The sequence below is a fragment of the Novosphingobium sp. NBM11 genome (genome assembly GCF_015390225.1).
In the GTDB taxonomy this organism is placed as follows: Bacteria; Pseudomonadota; Alphaproteobacteria; order Sphingomonadales; family Sphingomonadaceae; genus Novosphingobium.
In genome coordinates, this window is the sequence record NZ_VUOG01000001.1 from 3,567,177 (window position 1) to 3,585,313 (window position 18,137).

The window sequence follows — 18,137 nt, forward strand, 5'->3', positions numbered from 1 at the left end:
AATGTATAGACAAAATGAGCGCAAGGCGGAGTCGGCCATGGTGGACAGCATGATCGGAATGATGGAGGGGGCGACGGTCTGGCATCTGGAGCAGGCGCTGCTGCCGGATGGCTGGGCGCGCGACGTGCGGATCGGGGTCGTGTCGGGGAAGATCGCTTCCATCGCAGCGGGGCAGCCAGTGCGGGCCGGAGACGTGCGGATCGGCATCGGCGTTCCGGCCATCGGCAATCTGCACAGCCACGCGTTCCAGCGCGCCATGGCCGGGCTCACCGAAATCGGCGGGCACGAAGGCGACAGCTTCTGGAGCTGGCGCGATCTGATGTACCGCTTCGTCGGCGCGATCGGCCCCGATGCGATGGAGGCGATTGCGGCGCGCGCCTATATGGACATGCTGGAAGCGGGCTTCTGCCGGGTTGGCGAGTTCCATTACCTGCACAACGATCCCGAAGGGGGCGCCTATGCCGATCCCGGTGAAATGGCCGTGCGTCTTGCCGCCGCTGCTGCCGGCACCGGTATCGGACTGACGCTGCTGCCTGTGTTCTATGCGCACGGCGGTTTCGGTGGGCTGCGGGCCGGCGCGGCGCAGCGCCGTTTCCTTCAGAGCCCGGACAGCTTCGCCCGGCTGATGGCGGCAAGCCGCGCCTCGCTGGACGGTCTTCCCGATGCGGTGGTCGGCATCGCGCCGCACAGCCTGCGCGCGGTGACACCCGATGAACTGGCGGAAATCCTGCCGCTGGCGGAGGATGGACCGGTCCATATCCATATCGCCGAACAGATGCGCGAGGTGGAGGATTGCCTGGCGTGGAGCGGTGCGCGGCCGGTGCGCTGGCTGCTGGACCATGCCCCGGTCGATCGCCGCTGGTGTCTTGTCCATGCCACGCATGTCGATGCCGGCGAGCTGGCGGACATGGCTCGGTCTGGCGCGGTCGCGGGGCTGTGCCCGATCACGGAAGCGAATCTGGGCGACGGCATTTTCCCGGCGCGCGCGTTCGTCGATGCCGGCGGCACCTTCGGGGTGGGATCGGATTCCAACGTCCGCATTGATCTGGGCGAGGAACTGCGGCTGCTGGAATATGGCCAGCGCCTCGTCGCGCGGGCGCGCAATGTGTTGGGCGAGCCGGGTCTTTCTACTGGACGAAGCCTGTGGCAGCGCGCGGTCGCGGGCGGTGCCCAGGCGCTGGGCGTGCCCGGCGGCCTTGCGGTCGGCGCGTCGGCCGATCTGGTCGTACTGCGCGACGATGGCGATCTTGCCTTGGCGCGCAGCGGCGATGCCATGCTCGATACGTTCGTTTTTGCTGGCGGCCGGCGCGACATCGCCGATGTCTGGCGCGCGGGCGATCGCGTCGTGATCGATGGACGCCATCGCGATCATGCGGCTATCGAGGCGCGGTATCGGCGGGTGGTGAAAGGGCTGCTGGAGGCATGACGCGGGGAAAGGGTGCGGAAACGCTGTCGCTGAGCCAGCGCATCCGCGCCGATATCGAGGAAAAGATCATGTCCGGCGCGTGGCGGCCGGGCGATCGCATCCCCGTGGAGCACGAACTGGCCGCGCAATATGGCTGCGCGCGCATGACCGTGACGCGCGCTACCGAAGCGCTGGCCGAAGCGGGCCTGATCGTGCGGCGCAAGCGCGCGGGATCGTTCGTGGCGCAACCCCGCATCGAATCCGCCGTGCTGGGCATTCCAGACATTCCGGCGACGATCGCCGAGCGCGGCAAGGCCTACGGTCTGCGTTTGCTGTCCGCGCGGCGACGTGTGGCGGCGGCGGGGGTCGAGGAAGATCGCTTTGGCGGCAGCGGCGATGTGCTGGAAATCGATTGTCTCCATCTGGCGGATGGCATTCCGTTCGCATTCGAACACCGGCTGATCAGTCTGGCCGTCGTTCCTGCCGCGGCGGAAGCGGATTTCAGCAGGACCCCGCCGGGCACCTGGCTGCTGGCGCATGTGCCGTGGACCGAGGCGGAGCACCGCATCGGTGCGCGAGCCGCCGATGCGCGTGCCGCCGAACTGCTGAACATTGCCAAGGGCGCGCCCTGCCTGATGCTGGAGCGCCGGACATGGCGCGGCGATGCGCACGTCACCTGGGTAAGGCAGCTGTTTGCGGCCGACGCATTCGATCTGGTGGCGCGCTTCACGCCGAAAGGCGATGCAGCCGGATAACGCGGGGCTGACCGTGATGGCGGCCGTGGCTACGGAACGTGCTTGGTGTCTCGCGCGGATCGCGCCATCATGGGGCCACGAATCCATGGAGAGGATGCGTGTTTCTAGATCTGGACAACTATTGGCCGCCGCAGGAGCCGATCAGGCCAGGGCCTGAACGCCGGCCGACGCTGAGCAAGCGGCGCGAAAGGGTATTGCTGGGCGTGGTGGGGGTGAACCTGCTGTTCGTGCTGGCGGCGCCCATAGCCGGGGTGACATTCATCGATGTCGTGCTCGCGCTTTTCAAATGAAGGACGTGGGTGCCTGAACGCACGCGGCAAGGCACGAAAGCCCCGCGAAATGCGGAGGCAGGGAGAGAACGGGATATGGCGCAGGCAGAGGCCCTGACGACGGCAGCATCGACGGCAGCATCGACGGCGGAACGGACCGCCGCGCTTTTCACCTTCGACGAATTCATTGCGTTCTGGGCGGAAGACAGGCCGGACCGCGCCGCGCTCGACGGCCCCGATGGCGTCGTCACCTACCGCGAACTGGATGAGGTGACGCGCCGCATCGTCAGCGGCCTGTTCGATATGGGGCTGGTGTCGGGCGATCGCATTGCATGGTTCGGCAAGAACAGCGCGTTGTATTTTTCGTTGTTCTTCGCGGTGGCGCGGGCGGGCATCGTGATGGTCCCGGTCGGCTGGCGGCTCGCCGCGCCGGAGGCGGCGTGGATCGTGCAAAACGCGCAGACGAAGGCCGTATTTCTGGGCGATGGCTTCGATGCGATGCGCGATACCTTCGCGGCCGTGGAGGGCGTCGCGCGGTGCATCACCGCCGGTGAAGCGCGCGCATGGATCGCCGCGGCGGAACCCCGTCCCTTCCAGCCGGCCGGGCTTCATGATGCGGTCCTGCAACTCTACACCTCGGGCACGACAGGCAATCCCAAGGGCGCGGTGCTGTCCAACCACAACCTGTTCGGGTTGCGCAAGCAATCGCGCGGGCAGGAGCTTCCGCACAACGTGCTGGCCGAGGACGAGGCCATTCTCGTTGCCATGCCTTGCGCGCATATCGGCGGGACCGGGCTTGGCGTCATGGCGCTGGCTGCAGGCCTTCCCGCGATCATACTGGCGGAATTCGAGCCGCGCGCGGTGTTCGATGCGGTGGAACAGAAGGGCGTGACGCGCTTCTTCATCGTGCCGGCGGCTTTGCAGATGCTGCTCAATCACCCCGATTGCGCCAGCGTGGACTACAGCCGGTTGCGCTACATCATCTATGGCGCCTCGCCGATCCCGCTGGAGCTTCTGCGGCAGTGCATCGCGATGTTCGATGCGCAGTTCATCCAGGCCTATGGCATGACGGAGACCACCGGCACGATCTGCATGTTGCCGCCGGAGGATCATTCGGTGGACGGCAACCAGCGGATGCGATCGGCCGGCAAGCCGCTGCCGGGCGTGGAGGTGCGCGTGGTGGATGGCGAAGGCCGGGAAGTGCCGCAGGGCAGCATCGGCGAAATCCAGACCCGCTCATCGAACAACATGCTGGGCTACTGGAACCTGCCCGACGCGACGCGGTCGGCGGTCAGCGAGGACGGCTGGATCGCGACCGGCGACGCCGGCTACATCGACGCCGACGGCTATGTCTACATGCACGATCGCATCAAGGACATGATCATCTCGGGCGGCGAGAACGTCTATCCCGCGCAGGTCGAAAGCGCGATCTACGGGCACCCCGATGTGCTGGAAGTGGCGGTGATCGGCGTGCCCGACGAAACCTGGGGCGAAGCGGTGAAGGCGGTCTGCGCGCCCAAGCCGGGGCACGCGATCGATCCGGCGAGCGTGATCGCGTGGGCGCGAGAACGGCTGGCCGGCTTCAAGGTGCCCAAGAGCGTGGATGTGATCGCCGCACTACCGCGCAATCCATCTGGCAAGATCCTGCGCCGCCAGTTGCGCGAACCCTACTGGCAGGGGCGGGAGCGGCAGGTCAACTGACGACGCTTGCCGGGCGCCCTTCGACGCCCGGCAAGGCCCCCTCCAGCTCTCAGGCGTATTCCCACATCGGGTTGCCGCGCTGCCCCGTCCGGCGGTTCGGCGGCATGCCGAGCTTGCGCAGCGTTTCGTCGGCCGACTGGTACCAGTTGCCGATCTGGTAGATCCGCTTGGCGTCCGCCCCACCGGCTACATCGCGCCCGATTTCCTCGGAAATGCGCACCATCTGTTCGATCTGCTGCACCGAGGTCATCCGTTCGCCCTTGCGGCGCCAGATGTTGTCCTCGATCCCCACGCGGACATGGAGGCCCAGCGCGATCGCGATCGTGTTGAACGGGATCACGTTGCGCATGATCGATTCGATCGTCAGCACCGCGCCATCGGGCACGCGGCGGGCGAATTCGATCAGGTCGGCCGGGTGCGTGCCCGATGCACCGCCGCCGATGGCCACGTAGTTCAGGATCAGCGGCCCCATGTATTCGCCCTTGCGGATCAGCCGCTCCACGGTTTCGAACTGGGCGATGTGCGCCAGCATGAAATGCGGCTGGATCTGCGCGTCACGCAGGCGCTTGAGGTGCTCCAGATAGAACTTCGGCCCGGATTCGAGGTACATGTCGCGATAGGCGAGGGCATAGGCCGGGTTTTCCAGGATCGTGCCGTCGACATCGCCGTCCATCATCAGTTCGGTAATGTTCATCTGCGTGGTGTTGATCGCGATCGTCACCTGATCGGGCTTGGGCGAAAGGTCCGCGAGCATGTGGCGCGTATCGTCGCTCAGCCACTTGGCTTCGGCGCCTTCGCCTTCGGGCGCGAAGGAGATCGATCCGCCCACCTGGATCAGCATGTCGGGACAGGCGGTGCGGATGCGGTCGACCATCTCGTTGAACATCGAGATACGCTTCGATCCCTGGCCGTCGGCCTCGCGGCAATGGAGGTGCAGCACCGAGGCGCCGGCGTTGTAGCAGTCCACCGCCTTTTGCACCTGTTCCTGCATCGAGACGGGGATGTCTTCGGGAAAATCGCCCGGCAACCATTGCGGGCCATAGGGCGCGACCTGAATGACCAGCTTTTCCTGGTTTTCGGGCAGCAGGCTATCGTCGAGAAAATGCATGTCGGGCCTCCTTGAGCTGCGGCTGGCTTACGCGGTGACTGGCGCGAGGCGGCGCGCCTTCATTTCATCGGCAAGCATCGGGGCGCCCAGCGCCACCGAATGAATGCCCAGCACGGCCACGCATTGCCGCACGGCCATGATTTCCTCGGGCGAGGCGCCCAGATCGAGCGCCTTGGCGATGTGGCGGCGAACGCCCGGCGCGTACATGTGGGTGCAGGATGCATCCACCGCGATGGCGATCAGTTCGTAGGTCTTGGGATCGAGCACGCCCCTGGTGATCGGGTGCGTGCCCATCGCCATGAAGCGTTCGACCCATTCCGCATCGATGGCGGCGGCCTCGTCCCAGGCGGCATTCCATTGCCCCTGCGCGCGCATGGCGTCGCAAACCGGTGTCTGGCTCATCGCTCTCTCCCTCGTTCGTCGTTGTTCGGAATAGGCGGGACGGGGTGTTCAATCTTTCTGATTTGCGCTATAATATTTTCAATATGAGCCATATCGCCCGCCTGACCGTTCGCGCCGCGGCCGTTACCGGCATGACCGCGCTTTGCCGCAGTTATGGCGTGGATGCGGGGCGCGTGTTGCGTGCGGCGGGATTGCCGGCGGACATTGAGGCGCAGCCGGACCGGCGGGTGCCGGTAACAGCCGTGAACGAAGCGCTGGAGCGGGCTGCCGTGGCCTGCGGGCGCGATGATTTCGGGCTGCGCCTCTCCGAACTGCGCGGCTTTTCCAATCTCGGCCCGATCGGCCTGATCGCACGCGACGAACCCAGCGTGGGATCGGCGCTGGCCGCTATCGAGGCTTATTTGCCCCTGCATAACGATGCCTTGGCCGTAACGCGCGAACTCTTCGGCGATGTCGTCGTCCTGCGCTCCGCCATCCTCGTGCCCGGCCCGAAAGTGCAGGCGCGCGATATTGCCGTCGCGATGCAGCATCGCATTCTCAAGCAGCTTGCCGGACCCGCGTGGGAGGCGGAAGAGGTATGCCTGACCCGTTCACCGCCCGCCGATGTGTCCCGCTTCCGGCGCGTGCTGGGCCCGCACGTCCGCTTCAATGCCGAATTCGATGGCATCGTCGTCCGGTCCGATCTGCTGGAGCGGCCCAATCCCATGGCGGAGGAAGGACTGCGCTCCTACGCCAGCCGGCTTTTGCGGATCGGCGATCCGGGGCAACCCGAAGCGATGGCCGACCGGGTCCGCCGCGTCCTGTCCTTGCTCCTTTCGAGCGGCCGTTGCACGGCGGAGCATGTCGCCGCGCAACTGGGCGTGTCGCGACGGACGCTGACGCGCGCTCTGGAGATGGAAGGAACCCGTTTTCTTGCGCTGCTGGACGAAGCGCGGATCGACGTGGCGCGGCGGCAACTGGAGGCGAAGGCGCGAAGCCTTGCCGAGATCGCAGACCTCCTGGGCTTTTCCAGCGCATCGGCGTTCAGCACCTGGTTCCGGCATCATCATGGCATCACCCCGCGCGATTGGCGCAACCGGGCATGAATGGTTGCGCCAATGCGGCTTGAGTTTTGCCGTCGCGATCCCTAGCCCGATCCGGCAACGGGACAAGGAAGTCGGGGCGTGGAGGCAGGCAAGCAGCACAGAGCGCTCGAAGGTGTCCGGGTACTCGATCTCTCCCGCGTGCTGGCCGGCCCCTGGTCCACGCAGATTCTGGCGGATCTGGGCGCGGACGTGCTCAAGGTCGAACTGCCCGGGAAGGGAGACGATACCCGTAGCTGGGGACCTCCCTTCCTGAAGCTGCCGGACGGTTCCGACGATCCACGCGAAAGCGCCTATTATCTCTGCGCCAACCGCAACAAGCGTTCGGCCGCGATCAACCTGGCCCATCCCGATGGCGCGGCGCTGATCCGGCGGCTGGCCGAGCGGGCGGACATCATGGTGGAGAACTTCAAGGTCGGCGGCCTGGCCAAGTATGGCCTCGATTACGACAGCATGCGCGCGATCAATCCCCGCCTTGTCTATTGCTCGATCACGGGCTTCGGCCAGACCGGCCCTTACGCCGATCGGCCGGGTTATGATTTCGTGGCGCAGGGCATGGGCGGTTTCATGTCGATCACCGGCGAGGAACACGGCGGACCGCTGCGCGCCGGCGTGGCCATGGCCGACATTTCCACGGGCATGTACGCCACCGTTTCCATGCTGGCCGCGCTGCGCCATGCCGAACGGACGGGCGAGGGCCAGCATATCGATATCTCGCTGCTCGATACGCAGATCGCCACGCTGGCCAACCAGGCGTCGAACTGGCTTGTCGGCGGCGTTAATCCCGGAAGGATGGGCAACCGCCACCCTACGGTCGTGCCCTACAAGACCTTCCGCGTGAAGGATGGTGAGATCATCATCGCGGTGGGCAACGACGGCCAGTTCCGCAGTTTCTGCGTGGAGATGGGTCGGCCCGAACTGGCGGACGATCCCCGCTTCGTCACCGGGTCGCAGCGGTTGATCAACCGCGACGCGATCGAGGGCATCTTCCAGGAAATCGTGGCCGATCTGGAAGGCGGACCGCTGGTGGAACGGCTGGTGGCCATCAACGTGCCGGCGGGACCGGTGAACACCATCCGCGATATCTTTGCCGATCCGTTCATCGCCGCGCGCAAGACGGTGCACCGGTTCGTGCGCGAGGACGGCGTGGAGATCCCCGCCGTGGCCTTTCCGGCCAAGCTGTCCGCAACGCCGGCCGACTATCGCCATCGCCCGCCGCGCATCGGTGAAAACACGCGTGAATTGCTGCACGAATGGCTGGTGCTGGACGATGCGGAACTTGCCGCACTCGAAGCGGGTGGCGCGGTGGTGCAGCGATGATCCAGCCGTCGCCGCGTCCGGACGGCGGCGCGGCAGTAAGAATTTGATGATGAAGATATGCCAATAGCGAACCATGAAGGATTCGCCTGGCGGATGGGGGATGTGGTTGCGGCGCGCCTTGCTGGCGCTTGCCGCAGTGTTCGCCATTGGTTTTGGATCTGCCGTACAGGCCGCGCACTGGCCGTTGCCACACTCCCTTTGCCACGCCGTCAGCGTGATGGCGCAATCGCCCCGTGCCGCGCCGCGTTCTCCCCATTCCTGCAACGGTACGCCAACCGGCTATCAACGCGGAACGCTGTGGCTGCGGGTCGATCTGGACACGATTCCGATCCCGCGAAACGATCTGGTTCTCAGCATCCACAACACCCGGTTCGACGCCTTGTCGGTGGGCTTTGTCTATGCCGATGGCGTAACCGCATGGCAGGGCGTGCACGGCGGCGATTTCGGCACGCACTGGCGCCCCGGCGCGCAGATTGCGTTCGCGGCGCCTGATCGCGAAGCGCCGTTGCGCACGATCGTGCTGAAATTCGACCGCCTGACCAGCTACGATCTGCTGCGGATGCGGCTGGCGACGCAAGGCGATGGTGCGCTGGAAGTGGTGGCGCTGGCCGCCTGTGTGGGCGCCGCGCTGATGCTGCTGTTCATCGCGGCCCTGTACAATATCTCGCTGTCTTTCGCGGTGCGCCGGCAATTCCCGGCCTGGCAGGCCGCGTGGGCGGGTTGCATGGTGATCTGGGGGGCCGTCTGGTCGCAGCTCAACCTGTTCGTGCTGCCCGGCATGGCCGGTAGCTTTTCCGCACAGCTTTGTACCGGGCTATCGTGCCTCGCGGTGATGCTGGCGACCTTCGGCGCGATCACCGCGCTCGACCGCCGGGAGATACCCGTTGCCCTGCGGATCGCGACGCTGGCGCTGGGCATCGGCATAGGCGCGCTGGGCGTGCCCTTGAGCTTCATGCGGGCGGGGCCGCTGGAATTCTGGGCCTCTGTGCTTGGTATGCTGGTGCTTGCGGATCTTACGGCGATCACGGTCAGCCTGACCATCGCATGGCGGCGCGGCAACGCGCTGGCGCGCGATTTCGCCGCTGCCTGGGCAGTGCCGATGATCACGCTGGGGGTGACGCAGTTCCTGCCGACGGACCGGCTGTTCTGGGGCGGGGGATCGCAGATGCTGGTCCTGCTGGCGGCGACCTGGCAGACGATCTGGGTTTCCGTTTCGGCGACGCGCCGTCTGGGCCGTCTGCGTGTAGAGCGCGATCATGCCTTGCAGGCCGAAGCGATAGCGCACGATCTGGCCCGTCGCGATCCCCTGACCGGCCTCCGCAACCGGCGCGGCTTTACGGAGGCGATCGAACCGATGGTATCGGGTGCGGCCGCCGGTGACAGCCCCTTCGCGCTGCTGCTGATCGACGTCGATCGCTTCAAGGTGGTCAACGATACGCACGGGCACGATGCCGGCGATCAGGTGCTGTGCATCATCGCGCGGCAACTGGAACGGTGGGAGGGCGCGCTGTGCCTGCCGGCCCGCTTCGGGGGCGAGGAGTTCGCCCTGGCAATCAGCGGACTGCATGCGTTCGCCGCGACCCAGTTCGCCGAAAGCCTGCGCGAGGATATTGCCGCGGCCGACTATGGCGCGGTTATCGGCGCGGGGCGCATCACCGTGAGCATCGGCCTCGCCACCGCGACCGAGGATGCGGATTTCCAGATTCTTTACCGGCAGGCAGACCGGTCGCTGTACGAGGCCAAGCGGCGGGGCCGCGATTGCGTGGTTGCCAGCGGTCCGCGGCCGGACGATGATCTTGCAGTGGACTTGGTAGCCTGACCCCGGCAGACGCTGTGGCTCAGTTCCCTGCGTCGATCCGTGTCTGGATCTGCTTGTAGAAGGCTTCGCGTGCTGCTGGCTCCGGTCCCTTGCTCGCGCGCGTCCAGTCGGCGTTTGACGCGATCACCAGCTTCCGCTTCGGATCGATGAAAATGCCCTGCCCGAAAATGCCCTGCGCGGCGACCGAGCCATCGTCGTAGGTCCACCACTGGAAGCCATAGCCTTTGCCCGGGTGGCCGATATCCTTCTGCTTGGTTGTCGCCTGCGCGAACCAGTCGGTGGGCACGATCTGCCGGTCGCCCGCCTTGCCGTTGGCCAGCACGAACAGCCCGAACCGCGCGAAATCGCGCGTGGCGGCCTGGAGGCAACAACCGGCGATTTCATGCCCCGTCTTGCCCTTTAGCCATGTCGCCTCGGCTTCCATGCCGGCGGGCTGCCAGACCTTTTCCTGCAGGTACTGCGCCAGCGGCTTCTTCACCGCCGACGAAACCAGCACGCCGATCAGGTTCGTCTCGCCCGTGTTGTAGTGCCACACTTCGCCAGGTGGGTGCGCGCGCGGCAGCTTGCGCATGTAGCTGACGGTGGCGTCGACACCGGGATCGGGCTTCGCGGTGTTGAAACGCGCGACATCCGAATTGGGGTCTTCGTAGTCCTCGTTCCAGCGCACGCCGGAACTCATCGTCAGCAACTGGCGGATGCTGACGTCGTCGTAGGCGGAGCCGCGCAGGTCGGGAATGTACTGGCTGACCTTGTCTTCCAGACTTCGGATCGCGCCGTCCTGAATCGCCGCGCCGACCAGCGTCGAGGTAAACGACTTCGCGACCGAGAAGCTGGTCCATCGCCCTTGCGCGTCGAAACCCAGCCCGTAGCGTTCGAACCGGACCTTGCCATCCTGCAGGATCACGATCCCCGCTTCGCGCTGTTTGGCGAGATAGTCATCGATCCCTGGAATCGTCAGCGGTTTCCCTTCGGGCAGGGCCAGCGGATGCGGCGATGGCGCGATCTCGTTGGCCTGCGCCAGCAACGGCAGGCGGTCCATTGCCCGGAACGCGGCATCGCGCTGGCTTTCGGACCACATCAGCACATCGGCATTGGTCGGCATCGCGGCAAGGATGCCGCGCGTTTCCTTGTCGAGACTGGCGTACCAGCCGCCGCCCGCCGCCAATGCCGCGATCGCAATGCCCAGCGCGATGGTTCTCTTGCGCATGCTTTCATCCTCCCGTTCGTTGCCCGGCCGGTTTCTCCGTGCCGTTGTGCTGTTCGGCGGTCAGCATAGCCATTCACCCGGTAGGCGAAAGGGGTTGATGTGTCGTTCCGGACGTCAGGCTGCGGCGTCCTCAACCGCGTTGGAGCGCTGGACAAGCTCCACGAAATTGCGTGCCGTTGGAGACAGCTGGGCATGATGGACCAGCCATAGCCGTGTCTCGAGCGGCGGGGAAAACTGGCGGTAGACCAGATTGTCCACGTGGAGGCGGACCAACGATTCGGCGAGGATCGTGGCGCCGAAGCCCGCTGCTACCAGGCCAAGCAGGGTGGCCAGCCCGTTCGCTTCGTGCGCCACCCTGGGCTGAACGGCGGCTTGCTCGCACAACCAGAAGAAATGTTCGTTGAACCCTGCTCCGGCCGCCGCGCTGTAAAGCACCAGCGGCTCGTCGCGCAGGTCGGCGATGGCGGGATCGAGATCACGTGTGGCGAGCGGGTGATCCTCGCGCAGGGCCAGCACCATGCTTTCCTCTATCAGGCAGGTCGCGGTCAGATCGGACGAGAGCAAGGGCTTCCCGAACCCGCGGATAATCGCCACCTCGATCTCGTTTTGCGCCAGCGCGTCGAGTTGTTCGTCGCGGCCCAGTTCCTCCAGCTTCAGCTCCACTTCCGGGTGCGCCTGCCGGAAGTGGTACAGCGCCTGCGAGATTTTCGGGACGAACGGCGCGGAGGCGGTAAACCCCAGCGCCAGGCGCCCGATTTCCCCCCTCTGCGCGCGCCGGGCGGTGTGCGCGGCATAGTCCGCCTGCTGCAAGGCCAGCCTCGCTTCGGGCGCGAACAGTTCGCCCGCGCGGGTCAGCCGCACGCGCCGGCTGGTCCGGTCGAACAGCCGCACGCCCAGTTCATCCTCCAGCGCGCGGATCTGCTGGCTCAGGGGAGGTTGCGAAATGCCGAGCCGCGCGGCGGCGCGGCCGAAATGCATTTCATCAGCCACGCACAGGAAATAGCGAAGGTGCCTGAGATCCATCAGTTTGTGTTGCTCTGCATATCAATCATGCCGTATTATATATTAGACGCAACATGACGGAAAGCGCATGGAGCGGCACCACCGCCGCCACGTTCCAGTTGGCGGTCTCTTGCTGTCGCGGAAGCCTTGGGGTCGGGCTTCGGTCGCAGGCGGCAATCAGGTGCATCCGGGGAGAGGAAGCGTGAACGGACTTTTCCGCGATGTGCGGAGAAGGCGTGGAGTCGTGAATGTTCAATATCGTCAAGATCGCGTTGCACCGTCCCCTGACCTTCATCGTGATGGCGATCCTGATCGCCATCGGTGGCGTGCTGGCGGCGCTGCGCACTCCGGTCGATATCTTTCCGGACATCCGCATCCCGGTGATCGCCGTGGCGTGGCAATATTCCGGCCTGCCGCCCGACGATATGGCGGCGCGCATCATCACCCCTTACGAACGCACGCTGACCACCACCGTCAACGATATCGAGCACATCGAAAGCCAGTCCTTCCAGGGCATTGGCATCGTGAAGATCTATTTCCAGCCGGGCGCGGACATCCGCACGGCGACCGCGCAGGTCACCTCGATCTCGCAATCGGTGCTCAAGCAGATGCCGCCGGGCATCACCCCGCCGCTGATCCTGAACTACAACGCTTCCACCGTGCCGATCATCCAGCTTGCCATGTCGGGCAAGGGCTTGTCCGAACAGCAACTGTTCGATCTTGGCCAGAACCAGATCCGCCCGCAGCTGGTGACGGTTCCGGGCCTTGCCATGCCCTATCCTTCGGGCGGCAAGCAGCGCCAGATCCAGATCGACCTCAATCCGCTGGCGCTCCAGTCCAAGGGCCTTTCGGCGCAGGACGTGGGCAACGCGATCGCGGCGCAGAACCAGATCAACCCCGCCGGCTTCGTCAAGATCGGGCCGACGCAGTACAGCGTGCGCCTGAACAACGCGCCGGATTCGGTCGCCGCGCTGAACGACTTGCCGGTCAAGGTGGTCAACGGGGCCACCATCACCATGCGCGATGTGGCTTTCGTGCGCGATGGCAGCGCGCCGCAGCAGAACGTGGTGCATGTCGATGGCCGCCGGTCCGTGCTGCTCACCGTGCTCAAGAACGGCGCGACCTCGACGCTGGCCATCATCGATGGCGTGAAGACCACTTTGCCCAAGATCGCCGCCGGGCTGCCCGATGCCCTGCGCATCGTGCCGGTGGGCGACCAATCGCTGTTCGTGAAGGCGGCGGTCAGCGGGGTGATTCACGAAGGCGCCATCGCGGCGGCGCTGACCTCGCTGATGATCCTGCTGTTCCTTGGCTCGTGGCGGTCCACCGTCATCATCGCGTTGTCGATCCCGCTCGCCATCCTTGCCGCGGTCGCGGCGCTGGCGGCGTTTGGTCAGACGATGAACGTGATGACGCTGGGCGGGTTGGCGCTCGCGGTCGGCATCCTCGTCGACGATGCGACGGTGACGATCGAGAACATCAACTGGCACCTGGAACAGGGCAAGGGCGTGATGGAGGCGATCCTCGACGGCGCCGCCCAGATCGTGACGCCGGCGTTCGTTTCGCTGCTGTGCATCTGTATCGTGTTCGTGCCGATGTTCTTCCTGCCGGGCGTGGCAGGCTTCCTTTTCGTCCCGATGGCGCTGTCGGTGGTCTTCGCCATGATCGCCTCGTTCATTCTGTCGCGTACGCTGGTGCCGACGATGGCGATGTACCTGCTGAAGCCGCATCAGCCGGAGAGCGAGAACCACCACCTTGCCGGCGCGCCGCGATCGCGCAATCCGCTGGTCCGCTTCCAGCGCGGGTTCGAACGGCGCTTCGAGGCAATCCGTGATAGCTATCTCGGCCTGCTGAATCGCGCCCTGGAGGCAAGAAAGCCCTTCATTGTCGGCTTTCTCGCCGTGGTGGTGCTCTCGTTCGGGCTGCTGCCATTCCTGGGCAGCAATTTCTTCCCCAGCGTCGATTCCGGCCAGATCGCGATGCATGTCCGCGTGCCGGTGGGCGCGCGGATCGAGGATACGGCGGCGCGCTTCGACCGGATCGGAACCGCGATCCGTCAGATCATCCCGGCGGATCAGCTGGGATCGCTGACCGACAACATCGGCCTGCCGGTCAGCTCGATCAACACGGTGTACAACAACAGCGGCACCATCGGCCCGCAGGACGGCGATATCCTGATTGCGCTGAAGGAAGGGCACGAGCCGACCGATCGCGTGGTATCGCGCCTGCGCTCCGAACTGGCGCGCCGCTTTCCGGGCACGACCTTCGCCTTCCTGCCCGCGGATATCACCAGCCAGATCCTGAACTTTGGCGCGCCAGCCCCGATCGATGTGCAGATCACGGGCAGGAACGTGCAGGCATCGCGGGTCTATGCCCAGAAGCTGCTGGCGCGGATGAAGCTGATCCCCGGCCTTGCCGATGCGCGTATCCAGCAACCGGCCAATGCGCCGCAGCTCAACGTGGACGTCAGTCGCGCCCGTATCGGGCAATATGGCCTGACGGAGCGCGACGTGACCAACAGTCTCGCCGCTTCGCTGGCGGGAACCTCGCAGACGGCGCCGGTGTTCTTCGTGAATCCCGAAAATGGCGTGCAATACCCGGTCGTGGCGCAGGCGCCGGAATACCTGCTGGATTCCGTCAGCGCCCTTTCGAACGTGCCGGTCTCCGGCGCGGCCGGCAGCGCGATCCAGCCGCTTGGCGGTCTGGCTGGCGTTTCGCGCGGGAACACCGTTCCCGTGATCTCGCACTATAACATCCAGCCCGCGCTCGACATCTACGGCACGACCGAAGGGCGCGACCTGGGCGCGGTTTCGGGTGACATCCAGGCGGCCATCAAGGCGCTGGAAAAGGAGCAGCCCAAGGGCGTGAACGTGACGATCCGTGGCCAGTTCGCCACGATGAACACGGCGTTTTCGGGCCTGGGCTTCGGTTTGATCGGCGCGGTGGTGCTGATCTACCTGCTGATCGTCGTCAACTTCCAGAGCTGGGTCGATCCCTTCGTCATCATCACCGCGCTGCCGGCGGCGCTGGCCGGGATCGTGTGGATGCTGTTCGGCACCGGCACCACCTTGTCCGTGCCAGCCCTGACCGGTGCGATCATGTGCATGGGCGTTGCCACTGCGAACTCGATCCTTGTCGTCAGCTTCGCGCGCGAGAAACTGGCGGAGTTCGGCGATGCCAGACGGGCCGCGCTGGAAGCCGGTCTCGTCCGCTTCCGCCCGGTGCTGATGACGGCGCTGGCCATGATCATCGGCATGGCGCCGATGGCGCTGGGCCTCGGCGAGGGCGGCGAACAGAATGCCCCGCTCGGCCGCGCCGTGATTGGCGGCCTCGTCTGCGCCACCATCGCCACGCTGTTCTTCGTTCCCGTTGTTTTCAGCTTCGCCCACCGCAAGCGGAAGGTCGAAGCCACGTCCCCGGAGCTGCAACCCAGCCATGCATGACACGACTTCGCATACCGAACAGGAAATCCAGCCTTCCATCTCGTCCGGTCCGGACAGCCGCGGGTTGAAGCGCGCCGGGATGGGCGCTGTGGTGGTGGCGCTGGCCGTGGTGGCCGTGGGCGTGGGCGTGCGCATCCATGCCACGGGCACGTTGCGCCAGACCGCGGCCGAGGCGGCGATCCCCGCCGTCAGCGTGGTCGTGCCCAAGGCCGATGCCGATGGCGCGCCGCTGGTGCTGCCAGGCAACGTGCAGGCGTTCAACAGCGCGGCGATCTATGCGCGGACCAACGGCTATGTGCGGCAATGGCTGGCGGACATCGGCGATCGCGTGCGCGCGGGGCAGGTGCTGGCCGTGCTCGATGCGCCCGAAGTCGATCAGCAGTTCGCCGCCGCGCGCGCCGATTACCAGACGGCGCTGGCCAACCAGCGGCTGGCCGCCACCACGTCCGCGCGCTGGCACGCGATGCTGGCGCAGGATGCCGTTTCGCGGCAGTCGGCTGACGAGAAGGCCGGCGATCTTGCCGCGCGCACGGCGGTATCGAACGCGGCGTTGGCCAATGTGAAGCGCTTGCAGGCGCTGCAGGGCTTCACCCGGCTTTCGGCGCCGTTCGCCGGCACCGTCACCAGCCGATCGGCCCAGGTGGGCGCGCTGGTGGTGGCGGGCAACGCCTCCTCGCAGCCGCTGTTCACGGTGTCGGACACGCATCGGATGCGCATCTATGTGAAAGTGCCGCAAAACTATTCCGCCGATATCGCGCCCGGCATGGCGGCGGATCTGAGCCTGCCGGAATATCCCGGCCGCACGTTCCATGCGGTGCTGACGCGCAGCGCCGGTGCCGTGGACGCGCAGTCCGGGTCCGTGCTGGTGGAATTGCAGGCGGACAATCCCGATGGCGCCCTGAAGCCGGGTGCCTTCGCACAAGTCAGCTTCAAGGTCGGCGGTGGTGGAGGCAACGCGGTGTCGGTGCCGGGCAGCGCGATCCTCTACAGCAACAAGGGGCCGAGCGTGGTTGTCGTCGGGCAGGACAACCGCGTGACCGTCCGTCCGGTGACAATCGCGCGGGACGAAGGCGCCACGGTGCTGCTCTCGTCCGGCGTCGCGCGGGGGGAACGCCTGGTCGATACCCCGCCCGATGCGATCCAGACCGGCGACCGTGTGCACGTGCAGGCTTCCGAAAGCGGAAAGGCCGGCAAGTAATGCGCGCGGGCAAGGTGGCTTACGCCGCGCTGCTGCCGGCATTGCTGGCGGGCTGTTCGATGACGCCCGCCTACCATCCGCCCAGCGTGGCGGTCCCGGATGCCTTCAAGGAAGTGAAGGGGTGGGCGGCGGCAACGCCGATGGACGGCGCGGCGCGCGGGACATGGTGGAAGGGTTTCAACGACCCGGTGCTCGACGATCTGGAAGACCGCGCCGAAAAGGCCAGCCCGACGCTCGCCGCCGCGCTAGCCCGCTACGATCAGGCGCAGGCCGTGGTCAAAGGCGAGCGGGCCTCGCTGGTGCCAGAGATTGATGCCAGCGGCAGCTTCGCGCGAACACGCGTGTCCGCCGACCGCCCGCTGTCCAATGGCCGCGCGCAAACCTACAACAACGCCATTGTTGGTGGCGGGTTGAGCTACGAAGTGGACCTGTGGGGCCGTATCCGCGCCTCGGTTTCCGCCGCGCGCGCGGAAGCGCAGGCGAGCGACGAGGACGTGATCTCGGCCCGGCTCAGCCTCCAGACTTCGGTGGCGGACGCTTATGCCCGGTTGCGGGGGCTGGATGCGGAAGCCGAACTGCTGCGGCAGACGGTGGCGGCGTTCGAGCGGGCCTATGACCTGACGCGGACACGCCACGATGGCGGCATTGCCTCGGGCATCGACGTCAGCCGCGCCCTGACCGTGCTGGGCAATGCGCGTGCGCAAATAGCCGCCGTGGCCAGCCAGCGCGCGGCGACCGAGCACGAGATCGCCGCGCTGGTGGGGGCGGTCGCCTCGGACTTTTCCATTGCGCCACGCGCGCAACCGTTGCTGCCGCTGGCGCTGGCCACCGGGGTTCCCTCCGAGCTGCTCCAGCGCCGGCCCGACATCGCGGCGGCGGAGCGGCGTATGGCTGCCGCCAATTCGCGGATCGGCGTGGCGCGGGCCGCGTTCTTCCCCACGGTTACGCTTGGCCTTTCCGGCGGTTTCCAGACCACGGACGGTTCGTTGCTGATCGCGCCCAACACGTTCTGGGGGCTGGGGCCGATCGCGGCCGCGCTGGCGGTGTTCGACGGCGGGCGCCGCGCGGCCAAGGTGCGGCTGACCCGGGCGCAGTATACCGAACAGGCCGAAAAGTACCGCCAGACCGTGCTCATGGCGTTTCGCCAGACCGAGGACGCGCTTGCGGCCGGGCGGCTGCTCGGCCAGCAGGTGGTGGACCAGAAGACGGCGGCCGATGCGGCGGTGCGCAGCAGCACGCTGGCGCTGGCGAGCTACCGGGATGGCGGCGCGGACTATCTGGAAGTGGTGACGGCGCAGACGCAGGCGCTGGATGCCCAGCGTGCGCTGCTCAACGTGGAAACGCAGCAGATGCGTGCCAGCGTCGCGCTCGTGAACGCGCTCGGCGGCGCGTATTGATGGATTTGCCGGGCGGCGTTCAAATGTAA

At 66.2% G+C, this 18,137-nt stretch carries 14 protein-coding genes; 10 read left to right on the forward strand and 4 right to left on the reverse strand.

The genetic code is table 11. From position 1 onward, the window contains the following. The first annotated feature begins 61 nt into the window (after positions 1-61). The 4 genes from F1640_RS17315 (at position 62) to F1640_RS17330 (ending at position 4,130) form a co-directional block, all read left to right on the forward strand. Positions 62-1,426, forward strand: coding sequence for a formimidoylglutamate deiminase (locus tag F1640_RS17315; RefSeq protein WP_206694883.1), 1,365 nt, complete (start codon positions 62-64; stop codon positions 1,424-1,426). Continuing rightward, positions 1,423-2,160 (forward strand): histidine utilization repressor, encoded by a 738-nt coding sequence (gene hutC / locus F1640_RS17320; protein ID WP_194920326.1) that lies wholly within the window; start codon positions 1,423-1,425, stop codon positions 2,158-2,160. Before F1640_RS17315 ends, hutC begins: the two co-directional genes overlap by 4 nt. Before the next feature lie 98 nt (positions 2,161-2,258). After that, the gene (locus F1640_RS17325) at positions 2,259-2,450 is read left to right on the forward strand and encodes a hypothetical protein (protein WP_124808766.1); all 192 of its coding nucleotides are present in this window, start codon (positions 2,259-2,261) and stop codon (positions 2,448-2,450) included. 75 nt (positions 2,451-2,525) lie between these two features. Further along, positions 2,526-4,130 (forward strand): fatty acid--CoA ligase, encoded by a 1,605-nt coding sequence (locus tag F1640_RS17330; protein WP_194920328.1) that lies wholly within the window; start codon positions 2,526-2,528, stop codon positions 4,128-4,130. 49 nt (positions 4,131-4,179) lie between these two features. On the opposite strand, the gene F1640_RS17335 is transcribed toward F1640_RS17330, so the two are convergent. Together F1640_RS17335 and F1640_RS17340 are read right to left on the reverse strand one after the other, a co-directional pair. Next, a complete protein-coding gene (locus tag F1640_RS17335) occupies positions 4,180-5,238 on the reverse strand; it encodes a 3-keto-5-aminohexanoate cleavage protein (RefSeq protein WP_194920330.1) in 1,059 nt (352 codons plus the stop codon). Between the two features lie 27 nt (positions 5,239-5,265). Beyond that, positions 5,266-5,640, reverse strand: coding sequence for a carboxymuconolactone decarboxylase family protein (locus F1640_RS17340; RefSeq protein WP_206694707.1), 375 nt, complete (start codon positions 5,638-5,640; stop codon positions 5,266-5,268). Positions 5,641-5,723: 83 nt separating this feature from the next. Here F1640_RS17340 and F1640_RS17345 point away from each other — a divergent pair, with 83 nt between their 5' ends. From F1640_RS17345 to F1640_RS17355, 3 genes are all read left to right on the forward strand, one after another. Next, a complete protein-coding gene (locus F1640_RS17345) occupies positions 5,724-6,725 on the forward strand; it encodes an AraC family transcriptional regulator (protein WP_124808769.1) in 1,002 nt (333 codons plus the stop codon). A gap of 78 nt (positions 6,726-6,803) precedes the next feature. Beyond that, positions 6,804-8,042 (forward strand): CaiB/BaiF CoA-transferase family protein, encoded by a 1,239-nt coding sequence (locus tag F1640_RS17350; RefSeq protein WP_194920332.1) that lies wholly within the window; start codon positions 6,804-6,806, stop codon positions 8,040-8,042. 73 nt (positions 8,043-8,115) lie between these two features. Then, positions 8,116-9,861 (forward strand): diguanylate cyclase, encoded by a 1,746-nt coding sequence (locus tag F1640_RS17355; protein ID WP_194920337.1) that lies wholly within the window; start codon positions 8,116-8,118, stop codon positions 9,859-9,861. A 19-nt stretch (positions 9,862-9,880) separates the two neighbouring features. Here F1640_RS17355 and F1640_RS17360 read toward each other — a convergent pair whose 3' ends face one another. Together F1640_RS17360 and F1640_RS17365 are read right to left on the reverse strand one after the other, a co-directional pair. Then, a complete protein-coding gene (locus tag F1640_RS17360; RefSeq protein ID WP_194920338.1) occupies positions 9,881-11,068 on the reverse strand; it encodes a serine hydrolase in 1,188 nt (395 codons plus the stop codon). A 114-nt stretch (positions 11,069-11,182) separates the two neighbouring features. Next, positions 11,183-12,091 carry a LysR substrate-binding domain-containing protein gene (locus tag F1640_RS17365; protein WP_194920339.1) on the reverse strand — a complete coding sequence of 303 codons (909 nt, stop codon included), beginning with the start codon at positions 12,089-12,091 and terminating at the stop codon, positions 11,183-11,185. Positions 12,092-12,318: 227 nt separating this feature from the next. Here F1640_RS17365 and F1640_RS17370 point away from each other — a divergent pair, with 227 nt between their 5' ends. From F1640_RS17370 to F1640_RS17380, 3 genes are read left to right on the forward strand one after another with little or no spacing between them, the layout of a single operon-like run. After that, entirely contained in the window at positions 12,319-15,513 is a 3,195-nt protein-coding gene (locus F1640_RS17370) for an efflux RND transporter permease subunit (protein ID WP_194920340.1), read from the forward strand. Continuing rightward, complete coding sequence (locus F1640_RS17375; protein ID WP_194920341.1) at positions 15,506-16,711, forward strand: efflux RND transporter periplasmic adaptor subunit; 1,206 nt, start codon at positions 15,506-15,508, stop codon at positions 16,709-16,711. The genes F1640_RS17370 and F1640_RS17375 overlap by 8 nt, the downstream gene beginning before the upstream one ends. Continuing rightward, positions 16,711-18,108 (forward strand): efflux transporter outer membrane subunit, encoded by a 1,398-nt coding sequence (locus tag F1640_RS17380; RefSeq protein WP_194920343.1) that lies wholly within the window; start codon positions 16,711-16,713, stop codon positions 18,106-18,108. Before F1640_RS17375 ends, F1640_RS17380 begins: the two co-directional genes overlap by 1 nt. The last annotated feature ends 29 nt before the right edge of the window (positions 18,109-18,137 follow it).